This window comes from Pseudomonas sp. BBP2017 (assembly GCF_003024385.1).
GTDB lineage: Bacteria > Pseudomonadota > Gammaproteobacteria > Pseudomonadales > Pseudomonadaceae > Aquipseudomonas.
Genome location: NZ_PVZN01000001.1, coordinates 245,290 through 261,537, shown reverse-complemented (window position 1 = coordinate 261,537; position 16,248 = coordinate 245,290). Strand labels below are relative to the sequence as shown.

The window sequence follows — 16,248 nt, the reverse complement described above, 5'->3', positions numbered from 1 at the left end:
ATATAAACCGTGCCCAAGCCCTCTGGCACTGGCCTTTGCCCGGTATCTGTGGCTTGCTGGGCACTCTTTTGACAGTACAAGGACGCGATCATGTCATTCCCTGCGAACGAGCGTGCAGCACTGCTGGCGGTCAAGGGCGTAGGCCCCACCGTGGTCGAGCGCCTCGAACAACTGGGCTATTACTCCCTGGCCCAACTGAGCCAGGCCGATGCCCTGGAGATCGTCATCCAAGCGGCGTCGCTGGTGGGCTCTAGTTGCTGGAAAAACAGCCCGCAGGCGCGCGCGGCGATTCAGGCCGCCATCGCTCGGGCGCGGCTTGGTTGAGTCCGTTCCGCGCACTAAATCCCAGCGGCGGTATTTCGTTCTCTTGGTAGCCACCGTACGCCCGCTGTGCGGCGGGCCCATTCAATCCAGGAGACAGGCAATGACATCCGTATTCGACCGCGACGACATCGTGTTCCAGGTAGTGGTCAACCACGAAGAGCAGTATTCCATCTGGCCCGACTACAAGGCCGTGCCCGCCGGCTGGCGCACTGTCGGCAAGAGCGGCCTGAAAAAGGAATGCCTGGCCTACATCGACGAAGTCTGGACCGACATGCGCCCGCTGAGCCTGCGCCAGAAGATGGCCGAAACCGCAGCGTCGCACTGAGGGTTGGCTTGTGTCGTCACTGACCCTGTTGTGCCTGCCGTATTCCGGCGCCAGCGCCATGGTCTACAGCCGCTGGCGACGCAAATTGCCGGCCTGGCTGAACCTGCGCCCGGTGGAGTTGCCCGGACGTGGCGCGCGCATGGGCGAGCCGCTGCAAACCGATATGCAGGCTTTGGCACGGCAGCTGGCCAGTGAGCAGCGCTTGGCCACCAGTCAGCCCTATGCCTTGCTGGGCCACAGCCTCGGGGCCTTGGTGGCCTTCGAGCTGGCCCACGAACTGCAAGCCCTGGGCTGCTCGTCACCGGTGGCGCTGTTTGCCTGCGGCACGGCGGCGCCGACGCGTCGCGAAGACTACAACGACGGCAACTGGCGTGAGCCGAAAAGTGATGCGGCGTTGATCGAGGAGCTGCGCAAGCTCAAGGGCACGCCGGAAGAGGTGTTGGCCAACCAGGAGCTGATGAGCCTGACCTTGCCGGTGCTACGCGCCGATTTTCTCCTGTGTGGCCGTTATAGCTACCGTCAGCGCCCGGCGCTGCATTGCCCGCTGCATGTGCTGGGCGGCGAAGATGACCGCGCCACTGAAGAACAGCTGCTGGCCTGGCGTCGCGAAACCTTGGGTGATTTTTCCCTGGAGACCTTTCCCGGCGGCCACTTCTTCATCCATGAGCATGAAGCCCGGGTGTTGGGTGCGCTCGGTGCCGCGCTGGAGCCCCATCGCTTGTCGGCCTAGCGCTGAACCATTGACGCAACGCCAGCGCTGGGCGAGCCTTGGGCTTCAACCACGACGCAGGTGCAAGGAATGTTGATCAAGCCGAACCAGGCCAGCTTGCTGGTCATCGACGTGCAGGAAAAACTCATTGGTGCCGTCAGCGACCCGGCCGGTACGCTGGCGCGCACGCGCTGGCTGATGGCGGCCACTGCCGAGCTGGGGCTGCCGACGGTGATTTCCGAACAGTACCCCAAAGGCCTCGGTGCGACCGTCTCCGCCCTCAAGCAGGCTTCGCCGGGTGCCCAGGTGGTGGAGAAACTGCACTTTTCCTGCGTTGCCGCTCAATGCCTGCCGGCGTCGTTGCTGGCCCGTGAGCAGGTGATTGTCTGCGGTATGGAAACCCATATCTGCGTGCTGCAAACCGTGCTCGGTCTGCGTGCGCTGGGCAAGCAGGTGTTCGTGGTCGAAGACGCTTGTGATTGCCGTGGTGCCCACAACCAGGCGGCGGGCATTGCTCGTATGCGTGATGCCGGGGCACAGATCGTCACCCGCGAGATGGTGGTGTTCGAACTGATGGAAAGCTCGGGCCACGAACAGTTCCGCCACATCAGCAAGACCTACATGGTCGGCGAGCAGCCCTGAAGCATGCACGGGCAGGTGGCTAGGGGGCGGTAAGTGCATTAGAGTGCGCGGCACATTCATAACGACAGGATGTTCCGATGAAAGCCCGCGCCTTGCTGCCCCTTGTTTCCTCCCTGGTTGTTGCCGCGCTGCCTGTGCTTGCCCAGGCCCAGGCCAGCGTAGCCCAGGTGTTCAACGGCGAAATGCTCGGTACCAACCTCAAGCACTTCGAATCGGTTGCCGGCGTTGCCCGCACCAGCCTGGGCGACAAGCACACCTACAAAGTACAGGGCTGCGAGATCACTGCCGACGCTACCGGAGGCACGATCAATGACCTGCGCCTGGCCCTGTCACCGACCTGCAAGGCGGATCTGCATTCCTTCATTGGTGATTTCGCACCGCCTGCCGGCCAGCCGCTGACTTTCGCTGCGTTGCACCAATCCACCGGCGGTCCGCTGGAGTTCTACGCCGATTGCCTGGAAATGTGCGGCAACGCCTACGACCCGTCGGTGTATGCGCTGTGGGAAGGCCCGCGGGCGATCGGCTTCACCCAGGTGCTGGTCGAAGCCATGCTCACCGGTGACGCGGCCATCGACGCGGCGAGCAAGTGGAGCACGGAGATGAGAAAGCACAAGGGCGAGGATTTTGTCGTCGACAACCAATACAACTGCGAGCGCAGCTTCGATCCGATTGCGCTGCAGAGCTTCAAACCGGTGGCGATCACTGCCGTGACCATCGGCACCCAGCTGAGCAAGCCGGGTTGCTGAGCAGCGGCCCGATTGCAGTCAGGCATGGCCCTCGCTACTGTGCTGCTGTTGCCGCAAGAGGCGAGGGTGCTGCATGCAAGTTCGAGGTTTAGGTTTAGCCGTTGCCGTGTTGTTGACGCTGCAAGGCTGCGTTACTCAGCGCGAAGAGCCTGAGGCGGAGCCTGCCAAGGTGCGGGCGCAGATCGTGCGCTTGCTGCCTGCCGCAACCAAGGACCGTGAAGGCTGGGCGCGCGACATCCAGACCGCCTTCACCACGCAGAAGATCAGCCCCAGTCGTTCCAATTTGTGTGCGGTGCTGGCGGTGACCGAGCAGGAATCGACCTTCCAGTCCGACCCGCAGGTGCCAGGCCTGGGCCGTATCGCCCGCCAGGAAATCGACCGCCGCGCCGCCAGCCTGCATATCCCGCAAATGCTGGTTAACGCTGCATTGCAGACCCGTTCGCCCAACGGCAAGAGCTACAGCGAACGGCTCGACGCCGTGCGCAGCGAAAAGCAGCTCAGTGCGATTTTCGATGACCTTATCGGCAGTGTGCCCCTGGGCCGCACGTTGTTGGGCGACTTGAACCCGGTGCGTACCGGTGGGCCGATGCAGGTCAGCATTGCCTTTGCCGAACGCAATGCCCGCGACTATCCCTACAGCCATACCGGGACGATTCGCCAGGAAGTCTTCAGCCGCCGTGGCGGGATGTATTTCGGCATCGCCCACCTGCTTGGCTATCCCAGCCACTATGAGCGCCAGGTGTACCGGTTTGCCGATTTCAACGCCGGTTGGTATGCCAGTCGCAATGCGGCGTTCCAGAGCGCCTTGAGTCGTGCCAGCGGGGTGAAGCTGGCACTGGATGGCGACCTGATCGCGCCGGGAGCGATCCTGCCGGGCACCACCGAGAAAGCCGCGCGGCGTTTGGGTGAGCAGCTTGGTCTGCGTAACCCGAGCATTCGCGATCAGCTGGAGAAGGGCGACAGCCTGGCGTTTGAACAGACCCGGCTGTACAGCGGGGTCTATGCTTTGGCCGAGGACAAATCCGGTAAGCCGCTGCCGCGCGCGCAACTGCCGGGGATCGAGCTGAAGAGCCCGAAGATCACCCGCAAACTGACCACGGCCTGGTTTGCCAAGCGGGTGGATGAGCGCTATCAGCGGTGCATGAAGCGCTGACCACACTGGGAGCAGGCTTGCTGTCTGTGGGCGGGTTTGGTCAGCCGGCGATCAAGGCATTCACTACTTGCTCAACACTGGCCTTCAACCCCGTCAGGGTATCTTGCGGATCCGTATCCACCACCACCAGCTTGGCGCCTGAAGCTGCAATTACCTCTGCCACTTCCTTGCTCGGTTGTTTGTGATGCAGCACCAGCTCCACATCCTGCCCCTTGAGCTCATCCCCCAGGCGCTTGAGCGCGGTTGCATCCCACTGGTCATCCGCCACGCGCGGGTGGTCGATCAGGTCCAGGTTCAGGCCACTGATCAAGTAATCCAGACGCTCCGAGAGATTGACCACACTAAGGTTGTCAGCCTCAGCCAGGCGCGCTTCGCTACCGGCGCTGAGCTCCAGTAGCTGGCGCTTGAGACTGGCCAGGTTGGCCTGGATCTTCGGTTGCTCGCCCGGGCTCAGGCGGCTCAGGTCGTTGGCCAGCACATCGGCCATGCGCCCGAGGTTGGTGGGGTTGAGCCACGGATAGGCGGCAAAGGCATTGTTGCCCTGCACGGCGATCCCCGGCAGCGCGCCGTCCACCGGGCGGGCGGCGTCGATTTCAACGATGCGGATATTGCTGCGCCGCGCCAGCGGATACAGCGGGTCATCGCTCCAGATCGAACGCAGGGCGATCACCGCATCAGCCTGGCTTGCCGCTTTCTGCAGGCTCGCGCCACCCCGGCCACTGAAGTAGGACGGCTGGCGCGACGCTGGAATGTTCGCCGGTGCGGCGCGTTGCAATTTGACCGCGGTGCCGTCGAGCAGGGCACTGGCCAGCGCGTGGGTGACTGGCAGCGAGGCGAGCACGGTGACACCCGCCGGTTGCTGGGCGGCAACCGCGGCGTTCTGCGCCAGGCTCAAGGTGGGCAGGCCGGCCAGGGCCAGCGCCAGGCACAGGTGCTTGAGATTGAAGGTCATGCCGGGTTTCCTTGCAGGCGTGGGACAAGACCGCGGGCTAGGGCGGCGAGGGCGAAGCAGCAGCCGGCGACGAGGATGATTGCCGCGCCCGAAGGCACCGGCAGGTCAAAGACGATCGGCAGCAGGATACCGACCAGGGTGCTCAGGGTGGCGATCAGCACCGAGGCCCAGAAGAAACCCTTGAGCGACTGGCTGATCAGGCGTGCGGCAGCGGCCGGAATCACCAGCAGGGCACCCACCAGGATCGCGCCGATGACTTTTACCGCCGCCACCGTGACCAGCGTCACCAGTACCACGAACAGGTAGTCCAGGCGCTTCACCGCCACCCCACGCACTGCCGCCAGCTGCGGGTTGAAGCTGGCGAGCATGATGCGGTTGTACAACGGCAGGGCCAGGGCCAGCACCAGCGTGCCGACAATGCCGAGCACCAGCAGGTCCTGGCCGCTGACAGTGAGCACCGAGCCAAACAGCACGTTCTCGAGGATATGCACGTTGATCTTGCCGGCGAGCATCAGCAGCAGGCTCGCACCCAAGGCCAAGGACACCGAGAGGAACACGCCGATCAAGGTATCCGGTGACAGCCCGGTACGGTTGCGCAAGAAGTTCAGCAAAATGCCGAACAGCAGGCAGTAGCCGAACAGGCTGCCATACGGGCCGGTGTAGGGTTCACCGAGGAGGATGCCGATGGCTACCCCGGTCAAGGCTGCGTGGCCGACCGCTTCGGAGAAGAAGGCAAAGCGTTTGACCACCACCAACGTGCCAAGCCCCCCCAGTACCGGGCCGATCATCAGGCCGGCGAGCAGGGCGTTAACCACAAAGCCATAGACCAAGGCCTCAGGCAGATAACCGGAACTGGCCCAACCCTGGATCAGCAGGCGAAATTCTTCGTAGTTCATCAGGCGGCGCTCTCGCTGCGCGGGTGGATGGAGAACAGGCTGAGCAGGCGATCCGGGGTCAGGGCCTGTTTCGGTGGGGCGTCGAACAGCACCCGGCGGCTGAGCCCGGTGACCTTGTCGGCCAGGCGTGCCACTGCTTGCAGGTCGTGCTCGATCCACAGCACCGTGGTGCCCGCGGCGCGCCAGTCCAGCAGCAGGCGTTCGAATACCTGGATACCGGCTTCGTCCAGCGCCGACATCGGTTCATCCAGCACCAGCAGTTGCGGGGCCGGAATCAGGCCCTGGGCCAGCAGCACACGCTGACGTTCGCCACCGGAGAGCGCGCCCATACGGCGCTTACGCTTGTCGAGCATGCCGACCCGCGCCAGTGCCGCGTCGATGGCCGGGGCAACCTTGCGCGACAAGCCGAGAAAAGCCGGGCGGCGCTGACACATGGCGGCCATGAAATCATCGACGGTCATCGGCAGGCCACGGTCGAACTCCAGCGCCTGCGGGACATAGCCGATCACCTGGGCATCCGTCGGCCAGGTCAGGGTCAGTTGGCCCTGATGCGGCATCTGCCCGAGCAGGGTCTTGATCAGCGAGCTCTTGCCGCCGCCGTTGGGGCCGACCAAGGCGTGGACGCTACCGGCGGCGACCTTGAAGCTGACCTGATCGAGAATCCGCGTGCGGCCCAGGGTCAGGTCGATGCCGGCGAACTCGATGTCGGGCCCGCACGGCTGGCGGATGACGGTTTCGGCGACGCTCATGCTTTCGACTCCTTGATCGCCCGCACCACGGTGTCGAGGTTGCGCTTCATCTCCACTTCGTACTTCTCCTTGCGGTAGTCACCGTAGGAGATGTGCGTCAGCGGGTAGATCTTCACTCCGGACTCGCGCTGGATGGTTTCGACATAGGCCGACGGGAAGTCCAGCTCCGAGAAGATCACTTTCACATCCAGGGCCTTGAGCTGGTCGATGGTTTTCTTCAACTGGCTCGGGCTCGGCTCGATGCCGTGGGCCGGCTCGACCACGGCGGTGACTTCCAGGCCGAATTCACGCACCAGGTAGTCATAGGCGGCGTGGATGGTGGCAACGCGGAACTCCGCGCCCGGCGCTTCAGTGACCTGGGCCAGGGCGTCGGCGCGCAGTTTGCGCAGGCGTTTGGCATAGGCGCGGGCGTTCTGGCTGTAGTATTTGGCGTTGTCCGGGTCGAGCTTGCCCAGTTCGCGGGCGATGTTGTTGACCTGGGCGATACTGGCGCTGATCGACAGGAAGGTGTGCGGGTTGATCACTTTGCCGGCACCGCGTGCGGCGACACCGGTGGCGGCCAGCAGCGGTACGTTGGTGTTGGATTCGATCACGGTGATCTGCGGCTTTTCGCTGGCGGCGATCATGCGGTCGGCAAAGTCATCGTGGCCGATGCCGTTGAGCACCACCACATCGAGGCTGCCGATGCGCTTGATGTCCTCGGCCCGTGGCTCATAGGCGTGAGGGTTGAAACCGGCCGGAATCAGCGGCACCACTTCGGCTTTGTCACCGACGATGTTGCTCACGTAGCTGTAGTACGGGTGCAGGGTGATGCCGATACGCAGCGGTTTGCCATCGATGGCGGCCTGGGCCAGACCGGGCAGGGCCACAGCAATGAACACAGTCAACAGACGACGGGCGAGGGCGGAGCGAAGCATGGGGCGTCCTTGTGTCAGTGGCGATGCTGGCGGGTGACGCCAGCGTCGTATTGGGCGGCGATCTGCTGCCAGCCGGCGGCGATCAGAGCGGCGGGGGTCAGCTCGGCAGGCGCACTGGCGTCAGCCTTGCGCTGCAGCCAGACATCTGCGGCGCCGTCGTGCTCTGCAGGCACCCGCATGAGGAAGCTGCCGGCCACGCTTGGTGACTGGCTCAGGCCGAGGTAGGCCTGTTCACCGAGCAGTTGCCATTGATGCTCGCCGCGGCTGGCGCTGCTGGCATCCTTGACGAATGGCGGGAAGCCTTCTTCGGCCAACACCGCGATCTCGACCTGGGCCGGATCTTCTTCGCGGCGCAGCTGGATTTCCTCGAAGGCCACCCGCAGGTCGGCATACACCCCTTGCTCGGCGGCGCTGAGGTCGCGCCGGGCGTCGAGTTGATGGGCTTCGATGCTGACTTCGTCATGGCGCTCGCCGCGCAGGGCGACGATGCCCGCGGCCACGGCGAGGATCAGCAGGCTGACCAGCAACACATACAGGGTTTCATGTCCGGCGCCGGCCGGGCGCACCACCTGGACCCGGCTCATTGCTCGATATCTGCGTAGTCGATTTCCACCACATGACCGGGGCCAGCGTCGAACAGCACGTAGAACTCGCCTGCGGGGCGCTTGAAGGTCAGCTTGGAGTTTTCCCCGAGCTTGCCGGGCACGAGGATTTCTTCGTTGTAGCCGATCACATCGAGGGTCACCCCCGGCGCGCCGCTGCCATCGGAAAAGCCACCCGTGCACTCGATCTGCTCGCCGTCGATCGGCTTGCACTCGCACATCGGGTTGTGGGCCAGGGCCGGGCTGGCAGCCCCTAGCAACAACAGAGGTAGGAGCAGCCTGCGGGCCGTGGACATCATGATTTGCCTCCTTGTTGTTTCAGCCAGGCGACGGTGGCCGGCGACGCTTTTGCCAACGGGATCGACACTTGCTGCAGGCTGCCGTCCCAGTCTTCGAAGGTCAGCCACAGGTCGGCGTCGGGGGATGTTTTGACCGGGATGTTGACCACGCCGGTCATGCGATAGGGGTTGCCGGAGAACAGTGCACCGGCGGCGCGCAGGCTGCGCGGCTTGCCGACGCGCAGGTAGATGGCTTTGACCTTGGCGCAGGTGCTGCACAGGGCAATGTTGAATTGTTTGAAGTAACCGGCCGGGCCGTCGGAGCGCGGCGTCTCGTCGAAGCGCTCGGCGATCTGCACGCTCCACTGCCCGGCCTTGAGCTCGCCCAGTTCGCGCTCGCCCAGGCCTATTTCGCCACGGCTCATCGAGGCTTCGTGCAGGTAACTGGGCATCAGCCCGAGTGGGATCAACAGCAGCAAAATGTTCAAGTGGAAGCGCCATTTCAGCCACAGCCGCCGCAGCGGGCTGTGTTCGATCACTGCTGCCTTGCTCATAGGCTGGCCTCCGAAGGGGACGGGCAGGTTGCCGCTTGCTGGCGTGGCAGGCGCGCTTCACGTTTGAGCGCGGCCGCTGTGGCCTGGGCGGTGCGCTTGGTCCAGATCATCAGGCCGCTGAACACCATCATGCACAGGATCAGGCCGAAGAAGGCCCAGATCAGCTTGACCCACAGGCCGCCGAAGTCGCCGGTGTGCAGGGGGCGCATGGACTCGGTGACGAACTCCAGGGGCGAGCGGTCGCCGACCATGAACGAGGCCTCGACCTTGCTGTTGTACGGGTTGACGTTGACCGTCTCGAACATCAACGGGTACCAGCCACGGCCACCCATGTAGTAGTGGGCGTAGGCATTGCCGGGCAGGGTGATGAAGGTGACCTCGAAGCCTGGAAACTGCTGCATGGCCGAGCGTGTGGCGTCATCCAGGCTGAGCCGTGCAGGGACTTCGCCGTTTGCGCTGCGTGGCACGTCTTCCCGGGAGATGGCCGGCACGATCGGTTCGCTGGAGAGGGTCACGTGGTTGTCGGCCAGGATCGCCTGGATCAGGAACCAGATGCCGGTGATGGAAATGGTCGCGACGAACCAGATTGACCAGATCCCGCTCAGGCGATGGAAATCGCCCCAGAAGATCCGCGCGCCCTGGCCCAGGCGCAGAGTCGGTTTCAGGAAACCCTTCCAGAAGCGCTTGTAGACCACCAGCCCGGTGACCAGCGAGGCCAGCATCGGCAGCCCCAGCAGCGACACCAGGTACCAGCCCCAGCTGTAGCCGTTGGTAAAGGGCACCAGCCACCAGCCATGCAGTGCACGGGTGAAACCCTCGAAGTCGAAGGTCGGGCTCTTGCCCTGGATCGCCCCGGTATAGGGGTTCACATAGAGGATCGGGGTGGTGCCGTCGGGGTAGGTGACGCTGGCGGTGAGGGCGAAATGCTCCTCGCCGGGGCGGCTGATGTAGTTCACCGCCAACGCAGGCTCGGCCTTGAGCATGGCGTCGTACACCTGCTGGTAGCTCAGCAGCGGGACATCGTCGCTGGGCTTGCTGGCGCGCACGTCCGGGTTGGCCAACCAGACGATTTCCTGGCTGAGGACGGCCAGGGTGCCAGTCACGCAGACGATCAGGACGAAGAACCAGATGGGCAGGGCCAGCCAGCTGTGCACCAGAAACCAGAGTTTTGAGCGGGACTTTTTCGACATGGAGGCAGGTCTTGTTTCGAAAAATGGGGGCAATGCTTGGCATTGCCCAGGCGTCGAGCACGGTAGGTGGTCGGTCGTTATCTCTATATAGGACGAATGAGAATCGAAAACCTGATGGCCAAAATGAAAAAAAATGTTTCGAAGCGTCTGTTCCGGGCCTTTTCAAGGGGTCTAAATCCCGTGAGTTGAGTTTTGTTCCTATCCGCATACGAGTGCGCCAGGCGCCAGGAATGATCAGGAAGGAAGAAGCCCAGCATGAAATCCGAAGACGCCGGGATGTTTGTCCGTCGCTCTCCCACCAGTGTGTTTGCAGGTACCCACAAAAAACGCCGGATCGGCAATGCCAGCTCCGGCATTTTTCTACCTCGCTATCAGTAAGTCGCGCGCAGGGTCAGGGTCAGGTTGCGCGGGTCGCCATAGAAGTTCGAACCCCAGGCACTGTCCACCCGATCGTAGTACTTGCGATCAAAGATGTTGTTGGCGGTCAGGGTCGAGCTTAGGTTGTCGTTGAACTTGTAGCCCACCTGCGCGGTGGAGACCGCGTAGCCAGGTTGTACGAAGTCGACGTTGCTGCGGGTGTAGGAGGTTTCGCTGACCACACGGGTACCACCGGCCACATGAACGCCCTTGAGCGGACCGTCGAGGAACTCGTACTTGGTCCACAGGTTGAAGTTGTGCTTCGGTGTGATGGTGCTGAACTGGCTGCCCTTGGACACGTTGTTGGTGGTGTCGTCTTCCAGTAACTTGGTCATGGTGAAGGCATAACCGGTGACGATGCTCCAGCTATCGGTCAGGTTGCCTGTCAACTCGGTTTCCCAGCCCTGGCTGCGGGCTTTGCCGCTGGCCTCGTAGCCGTTGACGCCGTTCCACTGCGCGCGGTTTTCATCGAAGATCTGGAACATCGCCAGCGAGGCATTCAGGCGACCATCAAGCAGTTCCTGCTTCAGACCCACTTCGTACTGCTTGCCCTTGTGCGGGCCGACCATCGCGTTTCCGGTGGCATCGGATTCGCTCTGCGGCTTGAACACGCTGGTGTAGCTGGCGTAGGCCGACAGGTCCGGGGTCAGCTTGTAGACCACCGCGCCATAAGGGATGAGCTTGGCATTGGTCTCGGTGGACGGCGTGCCGAAGTTGTTGAAGAAGGTGTTGTGGTTGTTCGCTTGCGCGTCGAACCAGGTCACACGCGAGCCGAGGATCACATCCAGTTCGTCGGTCACACTGAGTTTGGTACGGCCATAGACGCCGTACTGTTTGCTCTTGGAGTAGTTGAACTGGGTGTGTGGCATGTCGAGGTGAGGCAGGTCGTTGGCGCCACCGATACCGGTTGGAAAGCCGTCCGCGTAGCCGTCGCCGTTGAGATCGACGGAACCATAGGTGAACGCCTTGTCCAGGTGCTGGTATTCGCCGCCGACGGTGAATTCATGAGTGCGGCCCGCGAAGGTGAATGGCTTGGTGACGAAACTGTCCAGGCCCAGGGTCTTGATGCGGGTGTAGTAAGAGTACATCGAGGCTTCGGCCAGTTGGGTCGTCGGATCAACCACCCAGGTGGTCCAGCTGAACTGGCGGTTCGGCGTGCGGGCGTCGCGGTAGGTCAGCGAGGTCTTCCACTGGCCACCATCCTCCAGGGCGTGGTCGAGCTCGGAGAACGCTTCCCAGGTCTCCTCCGTCATCTGGTTCCATTTCGCATCGACGTAGGTGGAGCGCGACACGTCCAGGAGGGTGCCGTCGGCATAGGCGGGCAGACCGAACGCCGGAGTGGAATTGTTCCTCTGGTAGGCACCGCCGAACGACAGCGTGGTGCTTGGGTCCAGGTCGGCTTCCAGGCGGCCGTAGAACATCGGGCGCTCGTTCTCGACGTAGTCGACGAACGACTGGTTGTTCTCGTAGGCGGTGACCGCGCGGCCACGGAGGGTGCCTGCGTCGTTCAGCGGACCGGTAACGTCCACCATCGTACGGTAGTGGTCATAGGAACCGGCACCGATCTCACCGCTCAGGCCGAACGTGTCCAGTGCGCGCTTGCGCACCACGTTGATGGTACCGGCAGGCTCACCCGAGCCCGCGTACAGGCCACCCGGGCCGCGCAGTACTTCGACGCGGTCGTACATGGCCAGGTCGAAGCTGGTGGCCATGTCGCCCTGGCCGGTGACCTGCGAAACGCCGTCGACCTGCACCTGGTCGACCAGAAAGCCGCGCATGTACACGTCGTTCAGGCTGGAGCCGGTGTTGTAGGTCTTGATGGTGGCGCCGGTGACCTGACGCATCGCGTCCTGCAGGTTGTTCATGTTCTGGTCATCCAGGCGCTGGCGGGTGACCACGGTCACCGACTGCGGGATGTCCTTCAGGCGCTCGGTACCTTTGCCGATGGTGACCGCCTGGGCCGCGTAGGAGTGGGTGCCTTCGGACATGGCGCTGTTGGCCTTGCCGTCAATATTGACGTTTCCCAACTCCAGGGCATCGCCGCTCGACGGCCCCTGCAGCGTAACCTGGCTGCCTTCCAGGGTGTAGCGGATGCTGGTGCCCTGCAGCATCAGGCGCAGCGCCTGATGCGGTTCATAACGACCATTGACCATGGTGGAGCGCTTGCCGCTCACAGTGTCCGGGCTGAACAGAATCTGCAAATTGGCCTGTTGACCCAGCGCCTGCAAGGCCGAGCCCAGCGACTGCGACGCAATGTTCAGGTTGATTTCCTGGGCCTGGACGATGGCTGCGCAAGGCAGCATGAGAGTCAGGGCCAGCGGCGAAAGGGTGTGTTTGACAGACATTACGTTTCCTTTGAAGGAACTTGTTCATTAATGAATGAGAGTTGTTCGTGTTTAAGAAGACGTCTGGTCTTGCGAAAACCGGAAAACTTTTTCATTTGCCTGTGAAAACACCCGCCTGAAAGCTCAGGCGCGCTCGGTAGGGCGGACATGCGCACGGGTGGGCCAGGGGCAAAGCTTGGGTATCAGGAGGGACGAATGGCAGGGGGGGAAATTTATGCGCGGACAGACGACTCAAGTTTTGCGGCCGATGGCCGATGGCAATGTCAACCCATAGACCATCAGGATGATAGAAACATGGTTGGCATCAGTGCCGTATCAATCAATGGAAACCCGCTGAGCAGTGGGGCTCCAGGTGTTGCCAGCGTCAATCTCGGCGCTCAGGACACTGCGGCGAAAACGGAAGAGGGCACGCTCAAGGTCAATCTTTCCGGCGTCGCCGAGAGCAACAAGGCCGAATCCAGCCAAAGCAGTGAAAGTAGCGAGCCGGCGCACATCCGCCAGTTGCGTGAAATGATCAAAGAACTGCAAAAGCAGCTGGCCGAACAGCAGAAACAACTGCAGGCAATCATGGCCAGCAACCTGGAAGAGACCGCCAAGGCTTCGGCGGTCGCCGCCGCGCAGTCATCGGTGAGTTCCACCATGGGCGCGATCCAGTCGGCCACCGCGCAGTTGCTCAAAGCCCTTTTGGACAGCGGTGGCAGCAGCGCTGGCAGTATGGTCAGCACCAGCGCTTGACGGGCAACGGGCCTGGCGCCGATGGCGCACAGGCCCGACTGCTCAGTCGGCTGAAGGACGGTTCTGGCTGCGCTCGGACTTATAGCGTATGGCCACCGCCGGTGCCGGTTTGGTGCTGCCGGTTTCCAGCCACTGACGCATGCGGCTGGCATCGGCGAAGTGGGTATACTTGCCGAAGGCATCGAGAATCACCATTGCCACTGGCCGGTTGTTCATCTTTGTCAGCAGCACCAGGCAGTGTCCGGCATCGTTGGTGAAGCCGGTTTTGGTCAGGTTGATGTCCCAGTTGCTCTTTTTCACCAGATGGTTGGTGTTGCGAAAACCCAAGGTGTAATTGGGCTTGCGAAACGCTACGGTTTTCTCGCGGGTTTGGCTCAACTGGCTCAGCATTGGATAGTTGCGTGCCGCCAGCAGCAGCTTGCCCAGATCACGTGCGGTGGACACGTTACGGGTCGACAGACCGGTGGGTTCCACATAGCGGGTGTGGCTCATGCCTAACGCCTTGGCCTTGGCGTTCATTGCCTTGATAAAGGCGTTGTAGCCACCTGGATAGTTGTGGGCCAGGGTCGAGGCGGCGCGGTTTTCCGATGACATCAGGGTAATCAGCAGCGTCTCCCGGCGGCTGAGCTGGCTACCGAGGCGCACCCGCGAGTACACCCCTTTCATTTCCTTGTTCTGGGCGATGGTCATGGTCAGCATCTCGTCCATGTTCTGCTTGGCGTCGAGCACCACCATGCCGGTCATCAGCTTGGTCACCGAGGCGATAGGCAGCACGCGGTCGGCGTTGTTGGCGTAGAGCACTTTGTTGGTCTGCAGATCGATCAGCAGGGCGGCGCCGGAAGCCAGGTGCAACTTGGCAGGATCGCGTTGCACCTGGGCAGTGGGTTGCGCAGCAGTGGCCGTGGGGACAGTCGCGGTACTGGTGAGCAACAGCAGCAGGCTTAGAATCGAAAGGGAGGTTTTCACGTCGAGGCTCACTAAAAGTTGGTATGTTGTTGGCTGTGCAAGGGTTTTGCCCCCAAAAAACGCTCGCATTCTGGAGTATGGCCTAGAGTCTGTCGATTAGCCTGTGATCATTGGGCTATACATGAACAAAATTTAATCCTGTACCGATTAATTGCGTTTCGAGTGTCTTCAGTGCCCGAAAGCGCCCATGCTCTGAACTGAGCTGTCGATACCCGCTACGTTGAGGTTTCACGCAAGGAGTTCGGACATGGCTGATAAATATGTTGGGAAAATCATTGGAGTTGGCACGGATAATCTGGAATACGTGATTAACATCTATCAGGACGAGACCGTTGAGCGCTCGCCAAACGGCATGGTTCGACATGAAGGCCTCAAGCATTTCGAAATGCAGTTTGGGGGGGCGGTGAACAAGATTTCCGAAACTGAGTACGAAATTGCGGCTACAGGGATGAGGGTCACTGTGCTTGATGATCAACACTAAGCGGGTCGGCCTTTCATAACGCCCCTGCCGGCAGGAATTGCTGTCGCCCTTGAGCGGCTTGCGAGCCGCTAAAAAGCCCCGTCAAAGGCGGGGCAAAGGGCTGTGCGGAGCAACGCACGATCAAATCGGTAGTTCAGGCGCGCAGGCTGGTGTTCTGCAAGTGACAGGCCAATGCCTGGGCTGCAGGCAGCGAGGTCAAGGGGCCGGAGACCGGCTCGCCGTCGCGGACCAGATACCAGCAGGCCAGCAGGCCCGACGCCCTGAGTGAGGCGGGAACGGCGCTGCCGATAACGGACATGATGTTGATAGGGACCATGGCGACTCTCCTGCGATTCATGGACCAACCATACGTGGAGCGGCAGACCGGTTGAAATCGACCGGCTCGATAGTGTTAATCACCGTTAAGGAGTATCAAATGGCCCATATCCCCAGTAAAGACACCGTCCTGTGTATCTCTCTGGCCGGTCGTCCTGGCACCTTTGGCGTACGTTTTCACAATCACCTGTACCAGCAGTTGGGTCTGGACTTTTACTACAAGGCCATGACCACCCAGGACCTGCCGGCCGCAGTGGGCGGTATTCGCGCCCTGGGCATTCGCGGTTGCGGTGTGTCGATGCCATACAAGGAAGCCTGCATGGCGCTGGTCGACGAGATCGACCCGTCGGCGGCAGCCATCGAGTCGATCAACACCATCGTCAACCACGCCGGTCGGCTCAAGGCCTACAACACCGATTATCTGGCCGTGCGTCAGTTGCTGGAGCAGCATCGGCTGGATTCGGACACGGCCTTTGCCCTGCGCGGCAGCGGCGGTATGGCCAAGGCTGTGGCCAGCGCCTTGCGCGATGCCGGGTTCAAGCAGGGCATCATCGTTGCCCGTAATGAACAGGCGGGCCGGCAACTGGCCGACAGTTGCGGCTATCGCTGGCAGGCTGAGTTGGGCGATCTATGCCCGCCGATGCTGGTCAATGTCACACCGATTGGCATGGCCGGTGGCGTTGAGGCTGGGCAGTTGGCGTTCAGTCGCGAAGCGATTACGGCGGCGCAGGTGGTGTTCGATGTGGTGGCGATGCCGGCGCGTACGCCGCTGATCATCGAGGCCGAGAAGCACGGCAAGGCGGTGATAACCGGGCTGGAGGTGATTGCCCTGCAGGCGCTGGAGCAGTTTGTGTTGTACACCGGTGTGCGGCCGACGGCCGAGCAGGTGGCGCAGGCGGTGGACTACGCCCGGGGGTAGTCCACCGCATCGGGGTAAACAACTGGGCCTGAG

Annotated in this window: 21 protein-coding genes; 10 read left to right on the top strand and 11 right to left on the bottom strand. The window is 62.2% G+C overall.

Translation table 11 applies throughout. The features are described 5' to 3' along the window. Positions 1–90: 90 nt before the first annotated feature. From C6382_RS01190 to C6382_RS01165, 6 genes are all read left to right on the top strand, one after another. Positions 91–324: a Pathogenicity locus gene (locus tag C6382_RS01190; protein ID WP_107022730.1), complete on the top strand. Its 234-nt coding sequence runs from the start codon at positions 91–93 to the stop codon at positions 322–324. 100 nt (positions 325–424) lie between these two features. Beyond that, positions 425–649, top strand: coding sequence for an MbtH family protein (locus C6382_RS01185; RefSeq protein ID WP_038609386.1), 225 nt, complete (start codon positions 425–427; stop codon positions 647–649). Positions 650–659: 10 nt separating this feature from the next. After that, positions 660–1,379: a thioesterase II family protein gene (locus tag C6382_RS01180; protein ID WP_107022729.1), complete on the top strand. Its 720-nt coding sequence runs from the start codon at positions 660–662 to the stop codon at positions 1,377–1,379. A 69-nt stretch (positions 1,380–1,448) separates the two neighbouring features. Further along, the gene (locus C6382_RS01175; RefSeq protein WP_107022728.1) at positions 1,449–2,000 is read left to right on the top strand and encodes a hydrolase; all 552 of its coding nucleotides are present in this window, start codon (positions 1,449–1,451) and stop codon (positions 1,998–2,000) included. A 77-nt stretch (positions 2,001–2,077) separates the two neighbouring features. Then, complete coding sequence (locus tag C6382_RS01170) at positions 2,078–2,746, top strand: hypothetical protein (RefSeq protein WP_107022727.1); 669 nt, start codon at positions 2,078–2,080, stop codon at positions 2,744–2,746. Positions 2,747–2,819: 73 nt separating this feature from the next. Continuing rightward, positions 2,820–3,899 (top strand): DUF1615 domain-containing protein, encoded by a 1,080-nt coding sequence (locus C6382_RS01165; RefSeq protein ID WP_107022726.1) that lies wholly within the window; start codon positions 2,820–2,822, stop codon positions 3,897–3,899. Positions 3,900–3,939: 40 nt separating this feature from the next. Here the strand turns inward: C6382_RS01165 and C6382_RS01160 are convergent, their stop codons facing one another. Genes C6382_RS01160 through C6382_RS01125 form a run of 8 tightly spaced genes read right to left on the bottom strand, consistent with a single transcriptional unit; the run spans position 3,940 to position 10,037 of the window. Next, positions 3,940–4,851, bottom strand: coding sequence for a metal ABC transporter solute-binding protein, Zn/Mn family (locus C6382_RS01160; RefSeq protein WP_107022725.1), 912 nt, complete (start codon positions 4,849–4,851; stop codon positions 3,940–3,942). Next, a complete protein-coding gene (locus C6382_RS01155) occupies positions 4,848–5,747 on the bottom strand; it encodes a metal ABC transporter permease (RefSeq protein ID WP_107022724.1) in 900 nt (299 codons plus the stop codon). The genes C6382_RS01160 and C6382_RS01155 overlap by 4 nt, the downstream gene beginning before the upstream one ends. After that, a complete protein-coding gene (locus C6382_RS01150; RefSeq protein WP_107022723.1) occupies positions 5,747–6,496 on the bottom strand; it encodes a metal ABC transporter ATP-binding protein in 750 nt (249 codons plus the stop codon). Before C6382_RS01150 ends, C6382_RS01155 begins: the two co-directional genes overlap by 1 nt. After that, a complete protein-coding gene (locus tag C6382_RS01145) occupies positions 6,493–7,413 on the bottom strand; it encodes a metal ABC transporter substrate-binding protein (RefSeq protein WP_107022722.1) in 921 nt (306 codons plus the stop codon). Before C6382_RS01145 ends, C6382_RS01150 begins: the two co-directional genes overlap by 4 nt. 14 nt (positions 7,414–7,427) lie before the next feature. Continuing rightward, positions 7,428–7,997: a DUF6162 family protein gene (locus tag C6382_RS01140; RefSeq protein ID WP_107022721.1), complete on the bottom strand. Its 570-nt coding sequence runs from the start codon at positions 7,995–7,997 to the stop codon at positions 7,428–7,430. After that, entirely contained in the window at positions 7,994–8,314 is a 321-nt protein-coding gene (locus C6382_RS01135; RefSeq protein WP_107022720.1) for a hypothetical protein, read from the bottom strand. Before C6382_RS01135 ends, C6382_RS01140 begins: the two co-directional genes overlap by 4 nt. Continuing rightward, positions 8,311–8,847, bottom strand: a complete 537-nt coding sequence (locus C6382_RS01130; protein ID WP_107022719.1) for a thiamine pyrophosphate-binding protein — start codon at positions 8,845–8,847, stop codon at positions 8,311–8,313. Before C6382_RS01130 ends, C6382_RS01135 begins: the two co-directional genes overlap by 4 nt. After that, complete coding sequence (locus C6382_RS01125) at positions 8,844–10,037, bottom strand: PepSY domain-containing protein (protein WP_107022718.1); 1,194 nt, start codon at positions 10,035–10,037, stop codon at positions 8,844–8,846. The genes C6382_RS01130 and C6382_RS01125 overlap by 4 nt, the downstream gene beginning before the upstream one ends. Positions 10,038–10,292: 255 nt before the next feature. Between C6382_RS01125 and C6382_RS24250 the strand changes: the two genes are divergently transcribed. Beyond that, entirely contained in the window at positions 10,293–10,415 is a 123-nt protein-coding gene (locus C6382_RS24250; protein WP_256588883.1) for a hypothetical protein, read from the top strand. Here C6382_RS24250 and C6382_RS01120 read toward each other — a convergent pair. Further along, the gene (locus C6382_RS01120) at positions 10,409–12,799 is read right to left on the bottom strand and encodes a TonB-dependent siderophore receptor (RefSeq protein WP_107022717.1); all 2,391 of its coding nucleotides are present in this window, start codon (positions 12,797–12,799) and stop codon (positions 10,409–10,411) included. The two genes, C6382_RS24250 and C6382_RS01120, sit on opposite strands and share 7 nt — an antisense overlap. Positions 12,800–13,093: 294 nt before the next feature. On the opposite strand from C6382_RS01120, the gene C6382_RS01115 reads away from it, so the two are divergent. After that, positions 13,094–13,534, top strand: coding sequence for a hypothetical protein (locus C6382_RS01115; protein ID WP_107022716.1), 441 nt, complete (start codon positions 13,094–13,096; stop codon positions 13,532–13,534). Positions 13,535–13,576: 42 nt separating this feature from the next. Here the strand turns inward: C6382_RS01115 and pbpG are convergent, their stop codons facing one another. Further along, positions 13,577–14,500: a D-alanyl-D-alanine endopeptidase gene (gene pbpG / locus C6382_RS01110; RefSeq protein ID WP_107022715.1), complete on the bottom strand. Its 924-nt coding sequence runs from the start codon at positions 14,498–14,500 to the stop codon at positions 13,577–13,579. A gap of 247 nt (positions 14,501–14,747) precedes the next feature. Between pbpG and C6382_RS01105 the strand changes: the two genes are divergently transcribed. Further along, positions 14,748–14,981 carry a hypothetical protein gene (locus tag C6382_RS01105; protein ID WP_107022714.1) on the top strand — a complete coding sequence of 78 codons (234 nt, stop codon included), beginning with the start codon at positions 14,748–14,750 and terminating at the stop codon, positions 14,979–14,981. 133 nt (positions 14,982–15,114) lie between these two features. Here C6382_RS01105 and C6382_RS01100 read toward each other — a convergent pair whose 3' ends face one another. Next, positions 15,115–15,297 (bottom strand): hypothetical protein, encoded by a 183-nt coding sequence (locus C6382_RS01100; RefSeq protein ID WP_107022713.1) that lies wholly within the window; start codon positions 15,295–15,297, stop codon positions 15,115–15,117. A gap of 99 nt (positions 15,298–15,396) precedes the next feature. Here C6382_RS01100 and C6382_RS01095 point away from each other — a divergent pair, with 99 nt between their 5' ends. Beyond that, complete coding sequence (locus C6382_RS01095) at positions 15,397–16,215, top strand: shikimate 5-dehydrogenase (RefSeq protein WP_107022712.1); 819 nt, start codon at positions 15,397–15,399, stop codon at positions 16,213–16,215. Positions 16,216–16,248: the final 33 nt, after the last annotated feature.